Raw genomic sequence first — 20,018 nt, forward strand, 5'->3', positions numbered from 1 at the left:
CCGGTCAGCCGGCGGCCGGCGGGGTGGCGGCGAGCCGCGGCGGGGTGTGCAGATGCTCGCCGACGCGCTTCACCAGCCGGGCCATCTCGTAGGCGATCAGGCCGATGTCGGCGCTCACGGAGCTGAGAACGGCGAGGCAGGAGCCGTCACCTGCGGAGGCGACGAACAGGAATCCGTCGTCCATCTCCACCATGGTCTGGCGTACGCCCCCGGTGTGGAACTGGCGGCCCGCGCCCTTGGCGAGGCTGTTGAAGCCGGAGGCGATGGCGGCCAGATGCTCGGCGTCCTCGCGGCTGAGTCCGCTGGAGGAGCCGACGGCGAGTCCGTCGTTGGACAGCACGACCGTGTGCCGGACCTCCCGGACCCTGACGACGAGGTCGTCGAGCAGCCAGTCGAGTTCACCGGAGCGGTGGTGGGACATCCTCTCGTGGTCGATCATGCGTGGTCTCCTTCACTGCCGAAGTCGTGGCCGAAGTGGCGGCCGTGGTCTGAGACGTTGCCGAAGTCGGGGCCGGAGTCGGGGCCGAAGTCGGGGCGGCCGGAGCCCGGAGCGGATTCACGGCCGGCGTCACGGCCGGATTCGTGACGGGCTCCACGGCCGGGATCGCGCCCGGATTCACGGCCGGAGCCCGTTCCCAGTGGCCGTCTGGTGCCGGGGGCCGGGCCGCCGCCCCGGGCCCAGCCGTCGCGGTAGGCGGTCATCCGGTCCCTGACCTGCTCGGGGGTGCGTTCCTCCGCGCCCTGGACAGCCGGGGTCGGCGGCAGGTCCGCCGGTGGCGCCTCGCGCAGCTGCGGTACGAGACTGGCCTGGCGTATCCGCCGGGGCAGGTCGCCGGAGTCGTCCGAGGGCGGCTCCGGCGGACCGGGCGCGGGCGCCGCGGAGGGTGTGTGCGGCGGCGGAGTGGAGGAGCGGCCGCGCTGACGCAGGGTCGTGACGCCGGCCGGTGGCTGCTCGGGGGACCCCTGATCCTGCGACTCCGACTGCCCCGAGAGGGCGGGGATCCGGGGCGGCCGCGGCATCGAGGACGACGACGTCTGCGACGGCGACCGCGGCTGCGGAGCGGAGGGCGGCGCGGGCGCGGGGGACGCCGACGGGAACGGCGACGCGGGCGACGACTGCGCGCGGGGCGAGGACGCGTTCCGGGACGGGGGCAGCGCCTGGGTCTGGGCCGGGGGCGGTACGGCGCCCACGGAGGCGGGCGACTGCGCGCGGTGGCGCGGGTAGGGCCCCTCCTCGGCGCCCGGCCGCTCGCGGTGCACCGCGTACTCCCGCGGGTCGTCCCCGCGCGCCGGTTCCGCCGGCCGCCCGTGCGCCGTGCTCCTCCCGGGCGGGAGCGCGCCCTGAAGCACGTCGGTGGGGAGCAGGACGACGGCGGTCGTGCCGCCGTACGGCGAGGTCCGCAGATGGACCTTGATGTCGTGGCGGGAGGAGAGCCGGCTGACCACGAACAGGCCGAGCCGGTCGCTGTCGAAGAGGTCGAGCGCCTCTGACTGCGCGATCCTCGTGTTGGCCTCCGCGAGGGACTCCTTGCCCATGCCGAGCCCCCGGTCCTCGATCTCCAGGGCGTAGCCGTTGCCGACGGGCTCCCCGCTGATCCGCACCTTCGTGTGGGGCGGGGAGAACTGGGCCGCGTTCTCGATGAGTTCGGCCAGCAGGTGGGTGAGGTCGGCGACCGCGCCGCCGATGACCGACGTCTCGGGGAGCTGGCGCATCTCCACGCGCGCGTAGTCCTCGATCTCGGAGACGGCGGCCCGGACGACGTTGGTCAGCGGCACCGGCATGCGCCAGGCGCGGCCCGGGGCGGCGCCGGAGAGGATGATCAGGCTCTCGGCGTGGCGTCTCATGCGCGTGGTGAGGTGGTCGAGCCGGAACAGGTCGCCGAGTTCGTTCGGGTCGTCGGCACGACGCTCCATGCTGTCGAGCAGGTTGAGCTGACGGTGGACCAGGACCTGGCTGCGGCGGGCGAGGTTGACGAACACTCCGGAGATGCCGCTCGCGAGTTCGGCGCGTTCCACGGCGGCGGAGAGCGCGGCCCGGTGGACGATGGTGAGGGCCTCTCCGACCTGTCCGATCTCGTCCTGCGGAGCGGGACCGGGCGGGGCCTCTGCCTGTACGTCGATCTCCTCTCCGGCCCTCAGCCGCAGCATGGCGCCGGGGAGTTTGCGCCGCGCGATCCCGAGGGCCGTGTTGCGCAGGCTGATGAGCTCGATGACCAGGCCCCGGCCGATCCGTACGGAGATCACGAGGGAGGCGGCGACGGCGGCGAGGCCGAGCAGTACGGCGGCGCCACCGGCGGTGAAGGCGCCGCCGCCGAACGGGTCCGCCCGGTCGGCGGCGGCGCGGCGGGCGTCGGTCTCGATGGACGCGAGCCCGCCCCGTACGACCGCCATGGCGTCGTCCCAGGTGGCGGCGGGCACGGCCTGGACCGCCTTACGGCCGGGGGCGGCCGCCCCGATGCGGTCCTCGGCGGTGGTGAGCTGCTGGTAGCCGCGCTGGTCGGCGAGTTCCTTCCAGGCGGCGCGCTCGGGGCCGCGCAGGTCGGCGGTGGCGGACTCGATGAGCGAGCGGCGCGTCTCCACCGCTCCGGTGAACCGGCGCAGTCGTTCCGCGCTCAGCTCGCCGTCGAGGTGGGCCGAGCCGAGCAGGGCGTCCTCGCGGGCGAGCATCTCGCCGGCGCGGCCGAATTCGAGGAGCACGCGCGCGTCGGCGCCGACCTCGGCGTCCTGGATGCCGGTCAGGGCGCCGCCGACGTCGAAGGCGGCGCTGATGGCGGCGGTGTACTCCGCGTACACCTGGTCCCAGTCGCCCTTGCCGGCGGCGGCTGCGGTACGAAGACCGCCCAGGCCTTCGGCCTTGGAGACGAACCGGCCGATCCGGTCGGCGACGTCCCGGGGCAGGTCGCCCCTGTCGCCGACGGTGTGTCCGTCGTCGAGGCGGAGCCGGGCCACGGCGGCGTCGGTGCGCCGTGCCTGGTCCTTGAGCTCGGCGGCCCGTCCCGTGCCGGGCGAGGCGACCTGGCGCACGGCGGCGCGGCGTTCGGCCTGCAGCGCGGTGACGGCGGCGGCGACGGGTTCGCGGATCTCCGCGTCGACCCTCTGGAGCTGGCGCAGCCGGGCGATGTCCTGGGCGGTGGTGACCGTGGCGAATCCCCAGAGGGCCAGCAGGGAGACGACCGGGACCATCAGCAGCGAGACGATCTTCGCGCGGACGGTCCGGGGGCGCAGCCCGCGACGCCCCGACGGCACGGCCCGCGCGGAGGATCCGGACGGAACGGAAGGTCCGGACGGAGCGGCGGATCCGGAGGCGTCGGAGGGCACGGTGGGAGCCGATCGCCCGGGCGAGGCGGCACCGCCGGGGGTTGCCTCGGCGGCGTGCGCCGGTGGTTCGTCGGCGGGAGGCCCCGCGTGCGCGCGCCGTCCGCGCGCCGCCTGCGGCGGCGCCGCCGTCCGGGCGTCCTCGGTCTTGCGGGGAGTTCGCATGGCCTCCTCGTTCCGGCTGCGTCTGTCCTGGTGCGATGTGCGTGCGGGGCGGGCGACGGCGTTCCGAGCGGGTGGGCGCGTCGCCTACGAGGGGGCGGGGTCCTAGTCGACCGTGCGGGCCCGGTACGCGTAGGAGGGCGGGGCGACGGCCGTTCCCGGCCCTGTGGTCCCGGGCTCCGCGATGTCGTCTCCCCGTAGCTGGGTGCGGAAGCCGGGGGGCGCCACGTCGACCGCGCGCTCGTCCGGCTCGGTGATCCGCTCGGCCGAGGCGTACGCGGCGCGCTCCTTGGCGGTCGGGGAGAGAGCCACGAAGGCAGAGGTGATGAAGAGATAGGAGCCGAGGCCCACGGCGAGCGGGAAGATGAACTGCATGGCGGTGGCTCCGGGCAGTCCGGCCCTCGACGGGACGACCGCGACCTCGACGGCGAACATGCCCGTGTAGTGCATGCTGCTGACGGCGGCACCCATGACCAGCGCGGCGAGCGCCACGGCGGCCGGCGCGTGGATGTTGAGCGCGGCCCACAGCGCGGCGGTCGCGGCGACGACGGCGATGGCGACGGAGAGCCCGACCAGGATCGGGTCGTACGTCACCTGGCCGTGCAGGCGCAGGGCGGCCATGCCCATGTAGTGCATGCTCGCGACGCCGATTCCCGTCGTCAGTCCGCCGATCAGGAGCGAGCGGCCCCGTTCACGTCCGTAGCCGACGGCGAAGACGCCGACGCCGACCACCGCCATGGCGATGAGCAGGCTGAGAATGGTGAGCGGAACGTCGTAGCGGATGTCGGTTCCCGTGACCCCGAAGCCGAGCATCGCGACGAAGTGCATCGTCCAGATGCCGGTGCCGATGGCGGACGCGGCGGTGAGCAGCCAGTTGCGTCGGGATCGGCCGGTCGCGTCGAGCGCCCGTACGGTGCAGCGCAGCCCGAGGGCGGCGCCTATGCAGGCCATCGCGTACGACAGCACAGGTGTCAGCCAGCCGAAGGCGGCGTGGTCCAGGTGTCCCATGACCCAGGGACGCTAGACCGCACAGGGGGGCGCATCAGGGGCGCATTTCGAAAGCTGATGGAATATGACGCAGAGATGTTCCAGAACGATCGTGCCGCGCTCGAACATGGACACCCGGCGCTCACCCCTGAGGCTGAGGCATCATGCACGCATGAGCGATGATCCCACCCGTGTCCAAGAGTTCTTCGGCTCCCGCGCCGCCGGCTGGGACTCCCGCTTCCCGGACGACGGCCCCGCGTACGCCGCGGCCGTCGCCGATCTCGGCCTGCGCTCCGGAGACGCGGTACTCGACGCGGGGTGCGGAACCGGCAGGGCGCTGCCCGCGCTGCGCACGGCCGTGGGCCCGACGGGAACGGTCATCGGGGCGGACCTCACCCCCGAGATGCTCGAAGAGGCGGTACGGGCCGGGCGCGACGGGGCCGGGGAGCTGATCAGGACCGACGTCGCCCGGCTGCCCCTGCGCGACCGCGCTCTCGACGCCGTGTTCGGCGCCGGGCTCATCTCCCATCTGGCGAACCCGGCCGCCGACCTGCGCGAACTGGCCCGGGTCGTGCGCCCGGGCGGCAGACTCGCCCTCTTCCATCCCATCGGACGGGTCGCGCTCGCCGCCCGGCACGGGCGGCAGATCACCGACGACGACCTGCGCGCCGAACCCAACGTGCGTCCGCTGCTGGCCGGTTCCGGCTGGCGGATGGTCAGTTACGTGGACGAGGACGACCGTTACCTCGTGCTCGCCGTACGCCAGGACGACGAAGTTCCGTCCTAGAGACGCCCGACGCACCCTTCTTTCCCGGCAGTTACCTGTCTACCGTGGAAGGGCCGGGCAGCCGTGTCCGGGAGAGGCGGCAGGCCATGGCCCGTGTGCGCGCACTGTTCAACGCCCTCCTGCCGGCCGCGCGAAGGGCACCGGACGCACCGGGCAAACCCGCCCCGGTACGACGGCAGCACAACATCTTCGAAGCGGCGGCGACGTATGTCGCGGGCTGTGTGGAGGACGATCAGGACCGGATCGACGAGGCCGTCACCTGGGTCTCTCCCGAAGCCATGACGTTCGGGATCAACGAGCTCGCCTGCCGGGCGGTGATCGTGCTGGCGCGCGAACGGAACGAGTCACCCGAGACCGTGGCACGGTCGCTGCTCGGACTGCCCCCGGCCTGAACCGCACGGAAGGGACCGCGCGACCCCTCCGTCGCCCTCCGGTCCACATTCCCTCCCGGAGACTCTCGACGCGCGGGTTACCCACTGGTTAAGGTGCGCCGACGACCAGATGGGGAGGCTGCCGTGGCTACCGCCGACGACGACGCGCTGTATGTGCTGACCGCCGTGCTGCTCACGCCCGCGCAGTTTCCGAGCGTGCTGGGCGACGACTACCCGGCGGCGTGCGCGGCGCTGGAGATCGAACCGTACGCCGGCGGGTACGGGCTGGTCCTCGGCCAGGACGGCGAGGGAGCCCGCTGGACCGTGATCGTCGACGACGTCTCGCTGGTCGCCGTGGCCATCGCCTCCTGGGACTGCGGGATGGAGTACGACCTCTCCCCCGACGAGCGCTCGGTGGTGGCGGCGCTCCCCGGCTGGCCGCTCGCCGTCGCCTCGGCCGCGCCCGGCCTGCCGGCCCCGCACGACCCCGAGCCGGAGGAGGGCGACCGCGCTCCGCTGTCCCCGCCCGAGGAGGACGGCTGGGGTCCCGCGCAGCGCAGGCTCGGTGCGGACGAGGTGGCACTCCAGTGGGCCGCCTGGCGGGCCCAGATGGATGAGCACGACGCGACGCCTGACGGAGCAGCGGCCGGGGCGGGTACGTCGGGCGGGGCGAGTGGTGCCGACGGCTCGGGGACGGAGGCCTCCCACGACCCGTACGACGGGGTGCGCCGCGCCCTCGGCGAGCTGCGCGGCTACCTCGACGACGCCCCGCCGGTCGGCCGGGTGCGGTCGAGCTTCGCGACGGGTGAGGCCCGCATGCTCCGGGCCGACGGACCGGGCTGGTCCCTGGTCGCGCGGACCGACGACATGGCCTTCGTCCTCCTGGACGACGAGCCGCGCGAGGTCCTCCCCGTGGCCCGCGGCCCCAAGCTGCCCGCGCTCCTGCAGGCCCTGGACGCGATCGCGGTGCGCCCCGCCTGATCCGCCGCTCCTCCCTCACCGGATCCGTCTACCGGCCCGCGCCCCGGTACGTCCACCGGTCCGCCCCGGGCCTGCCCACCCGGTCCGCCCCTGGCTGTTCCCACACATGGCAGACGGACCCGAGGTGTGGCGCGGAACCATGGCCGCTCGGGAAGAGGTGGCCGCACGATGTGGCGCGCACCCCTTCCCGTCGTCCCATCGGAGGCTGTCCATGCCGTCCACGCGCCTGTTCCGAGGCGTTCCGCTCCTCACCGCGTTCCTGGCCGCGCTGACCGTCGCCGGCCCGGCCGTACCGGCCGGGGCCGAGTCCGGTCCCACCCGGCCCGGCTGCGCGGGCGTCCGCCCCGTCGATGTCCCCGGGGCCGCGCACCAGGAGACCGCGTGCCTCGCCGATCTGACGACCGCGGGCCTGGCGGGTACCCGGTACACCGACATGGCCGACCAGGCCGGGCTCTCCGCGACGGGGACCCGGAATCCGTCCGGCGTCCCCGGCGTCCAGGTCGACGGCTACTTCCCGGACGACTCCCGCCTCAACGCCACGCACGGCTGGTCCCACGACGCCCAGTTCGTCATCCGGCTCCCCGAGCACTGGAACGGCGGTCTGGTCGTCACCGGCGCGCCCGGAACCCGGCGCCAGTACGCCACCGACACCCTCATCTCCGACCATGTCCTGGCCCAGGGCTTCGCCTACGCGGCCACCGACAAGGGCAACACGGGTCCGGACTTCTTCACCGACGGGCGCGAGCCGGGCGACGCGGTCGCCGAGTGGAACCGGAGGGTGACGGAGCTGACGAGGGCCGCCAAGAAGACCGTGCGGCAGCACTACGGCCGTGCGCCCCGGCACACGTACATGACGGGCATCTCCAACGGCGGATATCTGACCCGCTGGCAGCTGGAGAACCGTCCCGAGCTGTACGACGGCGGCGTCGACTGGGAGGGCGTCCTCTGGACGGCCCACGGGCCCAACCTGCTGACGAGCCTTCCGGTCACTGTCGCCCGTTCACTCGGCCGGGCCTCCGACGAGGACCTGATCGACGCCGGCTTCGCGGAGGGCTCCCGCTTTCTCTGGCCGTACCACGAGAAGGCGTACTGGGGCGTGACCCAGAAGAGCTTCAGAGCCGAGTTCGATCCGGCGTACGACCCCGCGTGCCCAGGCACGACGGCCGGTTCGACGGTCGAGGAGATCCTCGCCCCCTGCTCCTCCGACGCCTCGTACGACTACGCCTCCCGCCCCGCGTCCGTCCGCCGCGCGGTCGCCGAGGTGGCGCTGACGGGGCGGATCGGCAAGCCGCTCATCACCCTGCACGGCGATCTGGACACACTGCTGCCGATCGCGACCGACTCCGACGTGTACACCGGGATGGTCGACGCGCGCGGCCGGTCCGGGAAGCACCGGTACTACACGGTCCAGGACGGGACGCACACGGACGGGCTGTACGACACCTACCCGGACCGGCTGCGGCCGATCCTGCCCTGCTACCGCTCGGCGTTCGCCGCGCTGCGCGGGTGGGTCGAGGAGGGTACGGCGCCGCCCGCGAGCCGTACGATCGCACGGCAGGCGGGCGAGGACGTGGTCAACTCCTGTGCGCTGCCGCGCCCCTAGGGCGACGGGGCACGGCCCCGGGACGGTCCAGAACGCGCATCGGCGGACCGGGGCTCAGACCATCTCCAGGGGGCGGTGCGGTTCGGCCGGCAGCTCGACCCTGATCGGGTCGCCGGGCCGCACCTCGCCACCGGCGAGCACGATGCTCATGATCCCGGCCTTGCGGACGACCCGCCCGCTCTCGTCCCGGCCGAGGACCTGCTTCAGCAGCCCGTGCCGATAGGTGTCGATCTGGGCGCAGGGGTTGCGGAGCCCCGTGACCTCGACGACGGCCTCGGCTCCGAGGTGCAGCCGGGTGCCGGCGGGCAGGCCGAGGAGGTCGATGCCCCGGGTGGTGATGTTCTCGCCGAGCGCGCCGGGGGCGACCTCGAAGCCGGCGCCGGCGACCTCGTCGAGGAGTTCCGCGTGGATCAGGTGCACCTGACGCAGGTTCGGCACGGTCGGGTCCTTGGCCACGCGGGAACGGTGCTTGACCGTGACACCGGCATGGACGTCCCCCTCCACGCCGAGACCGGCGAGCAGCGTGACGCTGTCCCGGTTCGGCTTGGTGAACGAGTAGACGCCGTTGCTGCTGACCGTCGTGACGGTGGCGCTGCTCATGACGGGAGCCCCCTTCTCCGATCCGATGATCACATGGCTGTGATCACCGTCGAGCGTACGCCAGACGTACGTCGAGGCCGGCGCCGCGCGGTCCTCAGCGGTTGAGCTCCTTGCGGGAGATCCGGCGCAGTCGGCGCCGCTGGCCGGGGTCCAGGGCCAGATAGGCCACGGCCGGGACGCCGAGCACCACCAGCAGGGACATCCAGAAGCCGATGAGGGGCATCAGGAGGAGGCCGACGGCCACTCCCCCGATCACGATCTTCGTCCGTGTCGACATGTCGACGCCTCCTTCTCACGCTGCCGAGCGCAGCGGCTCCCCGACCTCGTGCAGATGTCCGAGCGCCTGTCGGTAGGACTCGACGAAACCGGTCTCTGTGTAGGGGATACCCACCGTACGGCAGTGCGCACGCACGGCGGGCTGAGCGAGCCGAAGGTGCGGGCGCGGCATGCTCGGGAAGAGGTGGTGCTCGATCTGGTAGTTCAGTCCGCCGAGGAACCAGTCGGTGAGGAGTCCGCCCCGGATGTTGCGCGAGGTGAGCACCTGGCGTCGCAGATGCCCCCAGTTCTCGCCGTCCGGGTGGGCGTCCGGCATCTCCATGCCCTTGTGGTTGGGTGCGAAGGCCATGCCCAGGTGGAGCCCGAGGAGCATCTGGTGGATCAGGGCGAAGACCAGGGCCTGGCCGACGGAGAGGGTGGTGAGGAGCAGCGCCGCGTAGCCGACGACGTGGGCGAGGAGCAGGGCGCCCTCGACGAGCCGCTCGCGCCGGTTCCGGTACGGCCCGTCCCCGGAGAACAGGGCCTGGAACCCGTACACCTTCAGTGCGATGCCCTCCAGGGTGGTCAGCGGGAAGAAGAGCCAGGCCTGGTGGCGCGTGAGCCAGCCGCGGAACCCGGCGCGACCGGCCGTCTGGTGCTGGGCGAAGACGAGGATGTCGGCCGCGACGTCGGGGTCCTTTTCGAGGTGGTTGGGGTTCGCGTGGTGGCGGTTGTGCTTGTCGTTCCACCATTCCTGGCTCATGCCGAGGAGCAGGTTGGCGTGGACGAGCTGGATCATCCGGTTCCGCCGGCGGTCCGCGCTGATCTGGGCATGTCCGGCGTCGTGGCCGACGAAGGCGACGCGGGCGGAGAGGAGGGCGAGCGGCACGGCGAGGAGGAGGGCCCACCACGAGGGGCCGAGCAGGACGAGGCCCGCGACGACGGCGGCGAGACCGAGGAGATTGACCGCCATGCCGCGCGCGTACCAGCCGGCCCTGCGTTCCAGGAGTCCCTGCTCCTTGATGGTCCGCAGCAGCGGTGCGAACTCACTGCCGCCGCGGTCGCCACCGCGGTCGCCGCCGCGCCGGGTCGCGTGGCTCCGATCGGGCGCCGTGAGCGTTGCGGTGGCCTGGGGCATGGCGGTCTCCGGTGTCCGTGGGGCGGTGGCCCGGGCGGGCCGCCCGGACTCCCTCGAACGTACGGACCGGTGATCCTCCGCAGCCATGGCGTCACCCCCCGAGGTGCCAGGGGGCTGCCCCCGGGGCCGGGGTGGGGCTGGCTCCACCCTCAGGGGTTCGCTCACTGCCCGTGAGGGTTCGCTCCCGGCTCGGAGGGCGCGGAAGGTGAGCCAGGTCACGGCGATCCCGCTCCCGGATGCCCGGACGGTTCCTGTACCCTCGGCCGCTCGGCCCCAGTAGTCAAATTTGAGGAATGTGTTGTCGCCGTCCCAGAGACTCGATGAACTCGCCCGCTGCTCCGCCGTCTTCCTGCCCGCCGATCCGCCCAGAGCGGGCCGCATCGCCTTCTGGTCCGCCGAAGGAACCCCGCCCGCCGACGGACTGCCGGTCATGGCGGACCGGCTGACCGTGGTGGCGGACGACGTGCGCCCGCAGACGGTCGCGGCCGCCCTGATCCCCGTACGGGACGCCCTGCCGCTCCTCACACGCGCCCGGTTCTCGGACGGAGCCTCGCCCGCGGCCGCGTTCTGGGGCGCCGCCACCCTCTTCGCGCTGCACCTCGCGGCGCGGGGTCTGCTGCTGCCCGGCCTCACGGCCACCGACCGCGACGCCTGGCGGGCCGGACCGCTGGGCCCCGAGGAGCTGGCCGAACTCCGGGCGCTCGCCGCGTCGATGCCGCCCGCCGCCCACGCCGTACCCCTGTCGGGCCACGGATCCGCGCCGGACACCGAATCGCTGTTCCTCCCCGAGCCCGAGAGGCTGCTGCGCGCTTTCGTCGACGCCGTCGTGGACGGTCTGCCGCGAACCCCCGCCGCCCCTCTCGCCGCCGGCGGGCCGGCCTTCGCCGCCGACGAGCCCCAGGAGCTGCCCGGGCAGCGCGCCTGGGCGGCGGACGTGGCCGCCGGACATGACGCGGGCGTACGGCTCTCGCTTCGGCTGGAGCTGCCCGGGCTCGACGAGCGGGAAGCGCCGGCCTTCCGGGCCGTGCTCCAGATGCACAGCGTCGCCGACCCTGCGCTCGTCGCGGACGCGTCCGAGGTCTGGGCCGCTTCGAGCCCGGCAGGCGCGTCGTTCGGCCCCCGGGCCCGGATGGACGCCCTGCTCGCGCTGCGCCGCGCCGCCCGCGCCTGGGCACCGCTGACACCGCTGCTCTCAGCAGCCGTGCCGGACGCCGTGGAGCTGGCCGACGAGGAGGTCACGGAGCTGCTCGGCCCGGCTGCCCGGGCGCTCGCCGCCACCGGTCTCCAGATCCACTGGCCTCGCGACCTGGCCCACCGCCTCACCGCCCGCGCCGTCATCGGCGTGCCGGACGTCGGCGGCGAGCGGGCCGGCGGCGCGCCGGAGAGCGGCCGGCGGGACGGCCGCGCGCAGGCCGGCAGTGGGCAGGACGCCGGCGGGCAGGCCGGACTCGGGCCCTGGGACGACACCACCTGCGCGGGCGCCCGGGACGAGGCCGACGAGGACGCCCCCCGCTCCTCCGGCCGACGCTCCTCCGCGCTCCCCTCCTTCCTCTCCGCCGACGCGCTGCTCGCCTTCAACTGGCGGTTCGCCATCGGCGACCAGGAGCTCACCCGGGCCGAGCTCGACCAGCTCGCCGAGGCCGGACGCCCGGTCGTCCGGCTGCGGGACCAGTGGGTCCTCGTCGACCCGGCCGAGGTACGCCGCGCCCGCGCCGCCAGGGACCACAAGCTCACCCCGGTGGACGCGCTCGGGGCCGTACTGACGGGAACCACCGAGGTCGACGGCCGACGGGTCGAGGTCCAGGCGACCGGCTGGCTCGAGCAGCTGCGCGCCCGCCTCGACGACCCCGAGGGCGGCCCGCAGGAGGTCGCGCAGCCCGCCGCGCTCGCCGCGACGCTCCGCGACTACCAACTGCGCGGCCTCAACTGGCTGCACCGGATGACCTCGCTGGGTCTCGGCGGCTGTCTCGCCGACGACATGGGGCTCGGCAAGACCATCACCCTCATCGCGCTCCATCTGCACCGGCAGAGCGAGCCGTCGGCCGCGGGACCCACCCTCGTCGTCTGCCCGACCTCTCTGATGGGCAACTGGCAGCGGGAGATCGAGAAGTTCGCCCCCGGCACGCCCGTGCGCCGCTTCCACGGTCCGGCGCGCAGTCTGGAGGCCCTGGCCGACGGCGAGTTCGTCCTCACGACGTATGGCACCATGCGCCTGGACACGGAGCAACTTGCCGCCCGCACCTGGGGAATGGTCGTCGCGGACGAGGCCCAGCACGTCAAGAACCCGTACTCGGCCACCGCCCGGCAGCTCCGTACCATCGGCGCCAAGGCGCGCGTCGCCCTCTCCGGCACCCCGGTCGAGAACAACCTCTCCGAGCTGTGGGCCATTCTCGACTGGACGACGCCCGGCCTCCTCGGCCGGCTCGGCACGTTCCGGTCCCGGTACGCGGCCGCCGTCGAGGGAGGCGAGGACCCGGCGGCCGCCGAGCGACTGGCCGCGCTGATCCGCCCCTTCCTGCTCCGCCGTCGCAAGTCCGACCCGGGCATCGCGCCCGAGCTTCCGCCGAAGACCGAGACCGACCGGGCCGTCTCCCTGACCAAGGAACAGGCGGGTCTCTACGAGGCGGTGGTACGCGAGACGCTCGCGGCGATCGCCGATGCGGACGGCATGGAGCGGCGCGGTCTGGTGATGAAGCTGTTGACGGGGCTCAAGCAGATCTGCAACCACCCGGCCCAGTACCTGAAGGAGGAACGGCCGCGCGTCGACGGCCGTTCCGGAAAGCTGGAACTCCTCGACGAACTGCTCGACACGATCCTCGCCGAGGACGCGAGCGTGCTGGTCTTCACCCAGTACGTGCAGATGGCGCGGCTCCTCGAACGGCATCTGGCGGCGCGGGGCGTCCGCACGCAGTTCCTGCACGGGGGCACTCCGGTCGCCGAGCGGGAGACGATGGTCGCGCGCTTCCAGGCCGGTAAGGTGCCGGTCTTCCTCCTGTCACTGAAGGCGGCCGGAACCGGGCTCAACCTGACCCGCGCCGGGCATGTCGTCCACTACGACCGGTGGTGGAACCCGGCGGTCGAGGCCCAGGCCACCGACCGGGCGTACCGGATCGGGCAGACGCAGCCGGTGCAGGTCCACCGGCTGATCGCCGAGGGCACGGTCGAGGACCGTATCGCCGACATGCTGCTGCGGAAGCGGGCGCTGGCCGACGCCGTGCTCGGCTCGGGCGAGGCGGCCCTGACCGAACTGACGGACGCCGAGCTGGCGGACCTGGTCCGGCTCCGCGGAGGCGGCGACGACAGCGGCGGTGGCGACAGCGACGGTGGCCGTGACGACGGCGGTGACCGGCACGGGAACGCGGACCGGCACGGGAACGGGGACGGACGATGAGCGGGTACGCGTACGACGACGAGCGGACCTTCGCGGCGATGCCGCCGGCGCGTGGCTCGGCCTTCGCCCGCACATGGTGGGGCCGGGCGTGGCTGAAGGCCCTGGAGGACACGGCGCTCGACGGCGAGCAGCTGAAGCAGGGGCGGCGGCAGGCGAGGGCGGGCGCGGTGGGCGCGGTGTCGGTGCGTCCGGGCCGGATCACGGCGGTCGTCAAGGACCGTGACGGCTCCTCGTACCGCAGTGACGTCCTGCTGCACGAGCTCTCGGCGGAGGACTGGGACCGGCTGCTCGACCTGGCGGTGGAGAGCGCGGGACACATCGCCGCCCTGCTCGATCACGAGATGCCGCCGCACCTGGTGGAGGACGCGGCAGCGGCCGGGCTCGAACTGCTGCCGGGCATCGGCGATCTGGACCCCGAGTGCGGGTGCGAGGCGTGGGACCACTGCCCGCACACGACGGCCCTCTGCTACCAGGTGGCCAGGCTGCTGGACGAGGACCCGTTCGTACTGCTGCTGATGCGAGGGCGCGGTGAGCGGGCGCTCGTCGAGGCGCTCCAGGAGCGCAGCGCGGCGCGGGCGGGGACGGAGGAGTCCGCGGTCGAGGAATCGGTTCCTGAGGGCGTACCGGCCGAGGAGGCCTTCGCCGCACGCGACATCCTTCCCCCGCTGCCGGCTCCGCCCGTGCTCCCGCCGACGCCCGGCGAGCCGCCGTCCCTGGACACCGAGACCGCGCCCGAGCCGGGGATCGACCCGTCGGCGCTGGAGGTCCTCGCGGCGGACGCCGCCGCCCGCGCGCACCGGCTGCTCGCCGAGGCGCTCGCCGCTCCGGGGCGGGAACGATCGGGAGCAGGCTCGGGAACGGGGTCGGGCACGCGGTCGGGAACAGGGTCGCGCATGGGCACGGTGGCGGCAACGGGCCCTGGCGCGGAACAGGTCCTGACGGTCGCTCAGGATGCGGTGCGGCTGGCCGCCGGGTATCCCCCGTCGTGGATCGCGGCGCGTCTCGCGGACGGGTCCGGCCGACGGCGGTCGGAGCTGGACGTGGCTGCGCGCGCCTGGCGGCTCGGGGGCGCTGCCGCCCTCGCCGTGCTGGAGGAGGAGTGGACGCCCTGTGCGGAGGCCCTCGCGCGGGCGAGGGCGGTGCTCGCGGAGGCCTGGGAGGACGACGCCCGGCCCGTGCTGCGACAGGCCGGGGCGGCGCGCTGGACGGTGGTCGGCGCGGAGGCGCAACTGCGTCTGGGCGAGGACGGTCGCTGGTGGCCGTTCCGCAAGGAGCGTGACCAGTGGATCCCGGCAGGCCCCGCGGACCAGGACCCTGCCTCCGCGCTCGCGGCGCTGTCGGCGCGGGAGGAATGACGGGAGGGCGGTGTCCGGCGGGGCGCGGGGGCCGGCAGGGCGGCGGTAGCGGCCTACGGCCCGTTCACAGCAGGGGCGCGGTGAGGGGGCGCGCCGTGGTGCCGGGGCGGGTGTACGCCGTGAGGCTGCAGGCCACCGTGTCGGAGCCGAGGAGGTAGCCGGTGCGGTACGGGTACTGGACGAACGTGGTCCAGCGCGTACCGGACGGTTGCCGTGCCGCCTCGCGGTGCAGCGGCTCGCGGCACAGGGCCGCTGCCGCGTCCCGTATGTCCCTGTCAGTGCGGTGGTCGCCCGCGAGCCGTAACACGGTGACGAGTTGGGCGTCGTGCGGCCGGTCGCAGGCGCGCCGTACGACGGTGCCCGGCTCGGCCCGGTCGATGTCGAAGCACTGCCCGGCCCTCAGGCGGTCGTACGGGACGGCGGCGGGCCCGTCGGCCGCCCCTCCCTGTGGTGCGAGCCGTCCGCCCGTGGCGGGCGCGGCGTCGACGGTGACGTCGTCCGAAGCGGCCGACCGTGCCCCGGGAGCGGTCGAGAACCGGCCCTCCGCGTCCTGACGGCTCGCCAGCACGATCGCCACGGCCAGGAGGAGGAGTGGCACGAGGAGGTGACGGAGGGGCGACGACAGCTCGCCGATGCGCGGGGACATGGCGACCAGGGTCGCCCGAAGCGCCCCACCACACCCGGCCGGCTGTCCCGTTGCAGCACGGCCCGCACAGGACTGTGACAATTCCCTTACCTGTACGGGCTGTTGGCGGCTCGCGTCGTGCTAGAGGCCGAGCTGACGCTCCGCGCCCTCGACGGTCTGGGCGAGGAGCACGGCGATCGTCATCGGGCCGACTCCGCCCGGCACGGGGGTGATGAGGGAGGCGCGCTCGGCGGCCGACTCGAAGTCGACGTCACCGATGTTGCCCGGGTTGTAGCCCGCGTCGATCACGACGGCGCCGGGCTTGACGTCCTCGCCCTTGATGAAGCGCGGCTTGCCCACGGCGGCCACGAGGATGTCCGCCTCACGGACGATCGAGGAGAGCTCGGTGGTGCGCGAGTGGCAGTACGTGACGGTGGCGTCGCGGCCGAGCAGCAGCAGGCCGGCGGGCTTGCCGAGGATCGCGGAGCGGCCGACGACGACGGCCCGCTTGCCGCTCGGCTCGACGTCGTACGCGTCGAGCAGGCGCATGATGCCACCGGGCGTGCAGGAGACGAAGCCGGGAAGGCCGAAGCCCATGGCGGCGAAAGAGGCCATGGTGACGCCGTCGACGTCCTTCTCCGGCGCGATCGCCTCGAAGGCGGCGCGCTCGTCGATGTGCGGACCCACCGGATGCTGGAGCAGGATGCCGTGGACCTCTGGATCCTGGGAGAGCGCGGTGATCGCGGCGACGAGTTCCCCGGTCGTCGTCTCGGCGGGCAGCTCGACGTGCTTGGAGCGGATTCCGGCCTTCGCGCAGCGGTTCTGCTTCATCTTCACGTACGTGACGGAGGCGGGGTCCGCGCCGACGAGCACCGTGGCGAGACAGGGCGTGACGCCGGTGCGGCGGGTGATCTCGGCCGCACGCGCGGCGGTCTCCTCGACCGTACGGCGGGCGAGCGCGGTGCCGTCCATGAGGGATGCGGTGCTGGTGGACATGGGCCACTCCTGGGCGTCGTCGATGACAGGGAGATCGCCCAGGCGCACGGCAGCGTCGGATCCGCGCGGGTGCGCGGGGTCCGGCGGGACCGCTCCCCGGTGGTGATCCACCTCAAGCGCCAGTCACGGCCCGAGCCCTACTCTACGTGAGGCCCGAGGGAGCCCACAGGGGCGGTGTCCGGACAGGGTGCGTACGCGGTGGCGCCGGGGAGCTTGTCGACACGCTCGGCACGCACGACGATGACGGACGGAGAGACGGACCGGGCGGTTCGACGGACCGGGCGGACCGACGGACCGACGATGCGAGCGGTTCGACGATTCGGGCGGTTCGACGAAACGGGCCGGTTCGACCGTGGGACCTCGACGTGGAGGCCGAGTTGAGCGATGCGTGGGTGGCTCCGGAGCCGGACGCCGGAGCGCTGCGCCGGGCGCACGAGGTGTTCACCAGCGGCGGCCAGGTCCACCTTCCTCCGGTACGGCCGCTGGTGGCGGAGTCGTGGCGGCGCTCGGCACGGGCGCGGGTCAGCCCGGACGGTGCGGCCTGTGTGGAGCTCGCCGACGACGAGCTGGCGGGGCACCGCGAGGAGCATCCGCTCTCCGCGGCGATGCCGGTGATCCGTGAGCTGATGGGCACGTATGCGACGGACGGCGAACATCTGCTGGCGGTCTGCGACGCGGCCGGACGGATGCTGTGGGTGGAGGGCCACCCCGGGACGCTGCGGCGGGCGCGGGCGATGAACTTCGTCGCCGGGGCGCGCTGGTCGGAGTCGGTGGCCGGGACGAACGCTCCCGGCACCGCGATCGCCGTGGACCGGCCGGTCCAGGTGTTCAGCGCCGAGCACTTCCGGCGGCCGGTGCAGGCGTGGACGTGTGCCGCCGCTCCCGTACACGATCCGCGCACCGGGCGGCTGCTCGGCGCGGTGGACATCACCGGCGGCGACCGGCTGGCGCATCCGCACAGCCTGGCGTTCGTGCAGGCGGTGGCGCGGGCGGCGGAGTCCCAGTTGGCCCTCCTCGCGCCGGCGCCGGCCGCGGACCGGGTACGGCTGGCGGCGCTCGGCCGGGACGAGGCCCTGCTGAGCGTCGCCGGCCGGCGGCTGCGGCTGAGCAGGCGGCACAGCGAGATCCTCGTGATGCTCGTCCACCGCCCGGAGGGGGTGGGCGGCGACGAACTCCTGACGCTGCTGTACGAGGACGAGTCGGTCACCCCGGTCACGCTGCGGGCCGAACTGTCCCGGCTTCGCGGGCTGCTCGGTCCGGAGCTGTTGCGCTCCCGCCCGTACCGGCTGGCCACGACGGTGGACGCGGACTTCGCCACGGTGGACCGGCGTCTCGGCTCGGGTGCGCTGTCGGGTGCGCTCGCCGACTACGCGGGTCCACTGCTGCCGGCGTCGCGTGCCCCCGGGGTCGTACGGCTGCGCGAGCGGCTCGCGGACCGGCTGCGGGCGGCGCTGGTGGACCGGGGAGATCCGGCTCTCCTCGCGGACTGGACGTACAGCTCCTGGGGCGAGGACGACGTCGAGATGTGGCGGGCGCTGTCGGAGGTCGTTCCGGCTGAGGGGCGACCCCCGGTGGTGGCCCGGCTTCGGAGTCTGGACGCCGAACTGTCGGCGGGCGCAACAGGTTTGCAACGTACGGCTTCGCAGACTCGGCAGTGAGCGCCGGCCAGGGACGGCGGGCGCGGTCCGAGGGAGGCCATGTCCATGACCCGTTATGCCGCACCCGGTACCAAGGGCGCGATCATGTCGTACCAGTCCCGCTACGACCACTGGATCGGCGGTGAGTACGTGGCCCCGGCCCGGGGCGGGTACTTCGAGAACCCGAGCCCGGTCGACGGCCGTCCCTTCACCGAGATCGCCCGCGGCACGGCGGAGGACGTGGAGAGCGCCCTGGACGCGGCGCACGCGGCGGCCCCGGCATGGGGCCGCACGGCGCCCGCGGAGCGCGCCGGAGTCCTTCTCAGGATCGCCGACCGGATGGAGGCGCACCTGGAGGAGCTGGCGGTCGCGGAGAGCTGGGAGAACGGCAAGCCCGTCCGCGAGACGCTGGCCGCCGACATCCCGCTCGCGATCGACCACTTCCGCTACTTCGCCGGGGCGCTGCGCGGCCAGGAGGGCACGCTGAGCGAGATCGACGACGACACCGTCGCGTACCACGTCCACGAGCCGCTGGGGGTCGTCGCGCAGATCATCCCGTGGAACTTCCCGATCCTGATGGCGGTCTGGAAGCTGGCCCCGGCGCTCGCGGCCGGCAACGCGGTCGTCCTGAAGCCGGCCGAACAGACGCCGGCATCCGTGCACTTCTGGATGAGTCTGATTGCCGATCTGCTACCGCCGGGCGTGGTGAACATCGTCAACGGCTTCGGCGTGGAGGCGGGCAAGCCGCTGGCGTCGTCACCGCGCGTCGCGAAGATCGCGTTCACGGGCGAGACGACGACGGGCCGACTGATCATGCAGTACGCCTCCGAGAACATCAAGCCGGTCACGCTGGAACTGGGCGGCAAGTCGCCGAACATCTTCTTCGACGACGTGTGGGCGGCGGACGACGACTTCCGCGACAAGGCGCTGGAGGGCTTCACGATGTTCGCCCTCAACCAGGGCGAGGTCTGCACATGCCCGTCGCGCGCCCTGATCCAGCGCGGCCACTACAGCGAGTTCCTGGAGGCGGCGGTGGCCCGCACGGAACGGATCGTCCCCGGCCACCCGCTGGACACGGACACCATGATCGGCGCCCAGGCCTCGAACGACCAGCTCCAGAAGATCCTCTCGTACCTGGACATCGGCCAGCAGGAGGGCGCGAAGATCCTGACGGGCGGTCAGCGCATCGAGTACGACGGCGAGCTGGCGGGCGGCTACTACGTCCAGCCGACGATCTTCGAGGGCGACAACCGTATGCGGATCTTCCAGGAGGAGATCTTCGGCCCGGTCGTCGCGGTCACCTCCTTCACGGACTTCGACGACGCGATCCGCACGGCGAACGACACCCTCTACGGCCTGGGCGCGGGCGTCTGGACCCGCGACGGCAACACGGCCTACCGCGCGGGCCGCGCGATCCAGGCGGGCCGCGTCTGGACCAACTGCTACCACGCCTACCCGGCCCACGCGGCATTCGGCGGCTACAAGCAGTCGGGCATCGGCCGCGAGACCCACAAGATGATGCTGGACCACTACCAGCAGACCAAGAACCTGCTGGTGAGCTACTCCCCCAAGGCACTTGGGCTCTTCTAGAGGAGTGAAGTCCGGTGCCGGGGATGGGCAATACGTCCCCTACAGCAACTCACAACAGTCACTCGGTGATCAGATCGACGCGTCACGATAGCCGACGGCCGCCTCACCGCGGTCCAGACCCCGTCGGACGACGAACGCGACCGGGAGACAGCCTGCTACCTGGCCCCCGATTTCTTCGACAGCACTCCGGCGAGCGCGGAGCCGATGCTCATCGGTGAAGCCCCT

The 20,018-nt window shown here is 73.3% G+C and carries 15 protein-coding genes, 1 pseudogene and 1 riboswitch; of the genes and pseudogenes, 8 read left to right on the forward strand and 8 right to left on the reverse strand.

Going from position 1 to position 20,018, the window contains the following annotated elements; genetic code table 11:
- Positions 1-4: 4 nt before the first annotated feature.
- The 3 genes and pseudogenes from ACZ3IJ_RS10085 to ACZ3IJ_RS10095 form a co-directional block, all read right to left on the reverse strand.
- A complete protein-coding gene (locus tag ACZ3IJ_RS10085) occupies positions 5-439 on the reverse strand; it encodes a roadblock/LC7 domain-containing protein (RefSeq protein WP_467467210.1) in 435 nt (144 codons plus the stop codon).
- Positions 436-3,480 (reverse strand): sensor histidine kinase, encoded by a 3,045-nt coding sequence (locus ACZ3IJ_RS10090; RefSeq protein WP_467467211.1) that lies wholly within the window; start codon positions 3,478-3,480, stop codon positions 436-438. The genes ACZ3IJ_RS10085 and ACZ3IJ_RS10090 overlap by 4 nt, the downstream gene beginning before the upstream one ends.
- 240 nt (positions 3,481-3,720) lie before the next feature.
- Positions 3,721-4,485 (reverse strand): annotated as a pseudogene (locus ACZ3IJ_RS10095) (MHYT domain-containing protein); the annotation flags it as partial.
- A gap of 151 nt (positions 4,486-4,636) precedes the next feature.
- Between ACZ3IJ_RS10095 and ACZ3IJ_RS10100 the strand changes: the two are divergent.
- From ACZ3IJ_RS10100 to ACZ3IJ_RS10115, 4 genes are all read left to right on the forward strand, one after another.
- On the forward strand, positions 4,637-5,251 hold the full coding sequence (locus ACZ3IJ_RS10100) for a class I SAM-dependent methyltransferase (RefSeq protein WP_467467212.1): 615 nt from the start codon (positions 4,637-4,639) through the stop codon (positions 5,249-5,251).
- 86 nt (positions 5,252-5,337) lie between these two features.
- A complete protein-coding gene (locus tag ACZ3IJ_RS10105; RefSeq protein ID WP_467467213.1) occupies positions 5,338-5,643 on the forward strand; it encodes a hypothetical protein in 306 nt (101 codons plus the stop codon).
- Between the two features lie 123 nt (positions 5,644-5,766).
- On the forward strand, positions 5,767-6,603 hold the full coding sequence (locus ACZ3IJ_RS10110) for a hypothetical protein (protein WP_467467214.1): 837 nt from the start codon (positions 5,767-5,769) through the stop codon (positions 6,601-6,603).
- A 211-nt stretch (positions 6,604-6,814) separates the two neighbouring features.
- Positions 6,815-8,206 carry a tannase/feruloyl esterase family alpha/beta hydrolase gene (locus ACZ3IJ_RS10115; RefSeq protein ID WP_467467215.1) on the forward strand — a complete coding sequence of 464 codons (1,392 nt, stop codon included), beginning with the start codon at positions 6,815-6,817 and terminating at the stop codon, positions 8,204-8,206.
- A 54-nt stretch (positions 8,207-8,260) separates the two neighbouring features.
- Here ACZ3IJ_RS10115 and ACZ3IJ_RS10120 read toward each other — a convergent pair whose 3' ends face one another.
- From ACZ3IJ_RS10120 to ACZ3IJ_RS10130, 3 genes are all read right to left on the reverse strand, one after another.
- Complete coding sequence (locus ACZ3IJ_RS10120; protein ID WP_467467216.1) at positions 8,261-8,806, reverse strand: MOSC domain-containing protein; 546 nt, start codon at positions 8,804-8,806, stop codon at positions 8,261-8,263.
- Between the two features lie 94 nt (positions 8,807-8,900).
- Complete coding sequence (locus ACZ3IJ_RS10125) at positions 8,901-9,083, reverse strand: hypothetical protein (RefSeq protein ID WP_352192628.1); 183 nt, start codon at positions 9,081-9,083, stop codon at positions 8,901-8,903.
- A 15-nt stretch (positions 9,084-9,098) separates the two neighbouring features.
- Complete coding sequence (locus ACZ3IJ_RS10130) at positions 9,099-10,199, reverse strand: fatty acid desaturase family protein (protein WP_467467217.1); 1,101 nt, start codon at positions 10,197-10,199, stop codon at positions 9,099-9,101.
- A gap of 298 nt (positions 10,200-10,497) precedes the next feature.
- On the opposite strand from ACZ3IJ_RS10130, the gene ACZ3IJ_RS10135 reads away from it, so the two are divergent.
- The gene (locus ACZ3IJ_RS10135; RefSeq protein WP_467467218.1) at positions 10,498-13,590 is read left to right on the forward strand and encodes a DEAD/DEAH box helicase; all 3,093 of its coding nucleotides are present in this window, start codon (positions 10,498-10,500) and stop codon (positions 13,588-13,590) included.
- Positions 13,587-14,945 (forward strand): SWIM zinc finger family protein, encoded by a 1,359-nt coding sequence (locus ACZ3IJ_RS10140; protein ID WP_467467219.1) that lies wholly within the window; start codon positions 13,587-13,589, stop codon positions 14,943-14,945. Before ACZ3IJ_RS10135 ends, ACZ3IJ_RS10140 begins: the two co-directional genes overlap by 4 nt.
- 64 nt (positions 14,946-15,009) lie before the next feature.
- On the opposite strand, the gene ACZ3IJ_RS10145 is transcribed toward ACZ3IJ_RS10140, so the two are convergent.
- Complete coding sequence (locus ACZ3IJ_RS10145) at positions 15,010-15,591, reverse strand: hypothetical protein (RefSeq protein WP_467467220.1); 582 nt, start codon at positions 15,589-15,591, stop codon at positions 15,010-15,012.
- A gap of 120 nt (positions 15,592-15,711) precedes the next feature.
- Positions 15,712-16,566 carry a bifunctional 5,10-methylenetetrahydrofolate dehydrogenase/5,10-methenyltetrahydrofolate cyclohydrolase gene (locus tag ACZ3IJ_RS10150; protein WP_467467221.1) on the reverse strand — a complete coding sequence of 285 codons (855 nt, stop codon included), beginning with the start codon at positions 16,564-16,566 and terminating at the stop codon, positions 15,712-15,714.
- A gap of 29 nt (positions 16,567-16,595) precedes the next feature.
- A riboswitch (ZMP/ZTP riboswitch) is annotated at positions 16,596-16,703 on the reverse strand.
- A 240-nt stretch (positions 16,704-16,943) separates the two neighbouring features.
- Here ACZ3IJ_RS10150 and ACZ3IJ_RS10155 point away from each other — a divergent pair.
- Entirely contained in the window at positions 16,944-18,224 is a 1,281-nt protein-coding gene (locus tag ACZ3IJ_RS10155) for a GAF domain-containing protein (RefSeq protein ID WP_467467222.1), read from the forward strand.
- A gap of 45 nt (positions 18,225-18,269) precedes the next feature.
- The gene (gene exaC / locus ACZ3IJ_RS10160; RefSeq protein ID WP_467467223.1) at positions 18,270-19,793 is read left to right on the forward strand and encodes an acetaldehyde dehydrogenase ExaC; all 1,524 of its coding nucleotides are present in this window, start codon (positions 18,270-18,272) and stop codon (positions 19,791-19,793) included.
- The last annotated feature ends 225 nt before the right edge of the window (positions 19,794-20,018 follow it).

The organism is Streptomyces sp. NPDC013317, assembly GCF_055563155.1.

Coding starts and splice junctions, on each gene's coding strand:
- exaC (WP_467467223.1), top strand. CDS start 18,270: ATGACCCGTTATGCCGCACCCGGTACCAAGGGCGCGATCATGTCGTAC.
- ACZ3IJ_RS10125 (WP_352192628.1), bottom strand. CDS start 9,083: ATGTCGACACGGACGAAGATCGTGATCGGGGGAGTGGCCGTCGGCCTC.
- ACZ3IJ_RS10130 (WP_467467217.1), bottom strand. CDS start 10,199: ATGCCCCAGGCCACCGCAACGCTCACGGCGCCCGATCGGAGCCACGCG.
- ACZ3IJ_RS10085 (WP_467467210.1), bottom strand. CDS start 439: ATGATCGACCACGAGAGGATGTCCCACCACCGCTCCGGTGAACTCGAC.
- ACZ3IJ_RS10140 (WP_467467219.1), top strand. CDS start 13,587: ATGAGCGGGTACGCGTACGACGACGAGCGGACCTTCGCGGCGATGCCG.
- ACZ3IJ_RS10090 (WP_467467211.1), bottom strand. CDS start 3,480: ATGCGAACTCCCCGCAAGACCGAGGACGCCCGGACGGCGGCGCCGCCG.
- ACZ3IJ_RS10115 (WP_467467215.1), top strand. CDS start 6,815: ATGCCGTCCACGCGCCTGTTCCGAGGCGTTCCGCTCCTCACCGCGTTC.
- ACZ3IJ_RS10150 (WP_467467221.1), bottom strand. CDS start 16,566: ATGTCCACCAGCACCGCATCCCTCATGGACGGCACCGCGCTCGCCCGC.
- ACZ3IJ_RS10120 (WP_467467216.1), bottom strand. CDS start 8,806: ATGAGCAGCGCCACCGTCACGACGGTCAGCAGCAACGGCGTCTACTCG.
- ACZ3IJ_RS10105 (WP_467467213.1), top strand. CDS start 5,338: ATGGCCCGTGTGCGCGCACTGTTCAACGCCCTCCTGCCGGCCGCGCGA.
- ACZ3IJ_RS10145 (WP_467467220.1), bottom strand. CDS start 15,591: ATGTCCCCGCGCATCGGCGAGCTGTCGTCGCCCCTCCGTCACCTCCTC.
- ACZ3IJ_RS10100 (WP_467467212.1), top strand. CDS start 4,637: ATGAGCGATGATCCCACCCGTGTCCAAGAGTTCTTCGGCTCCCGCGCC.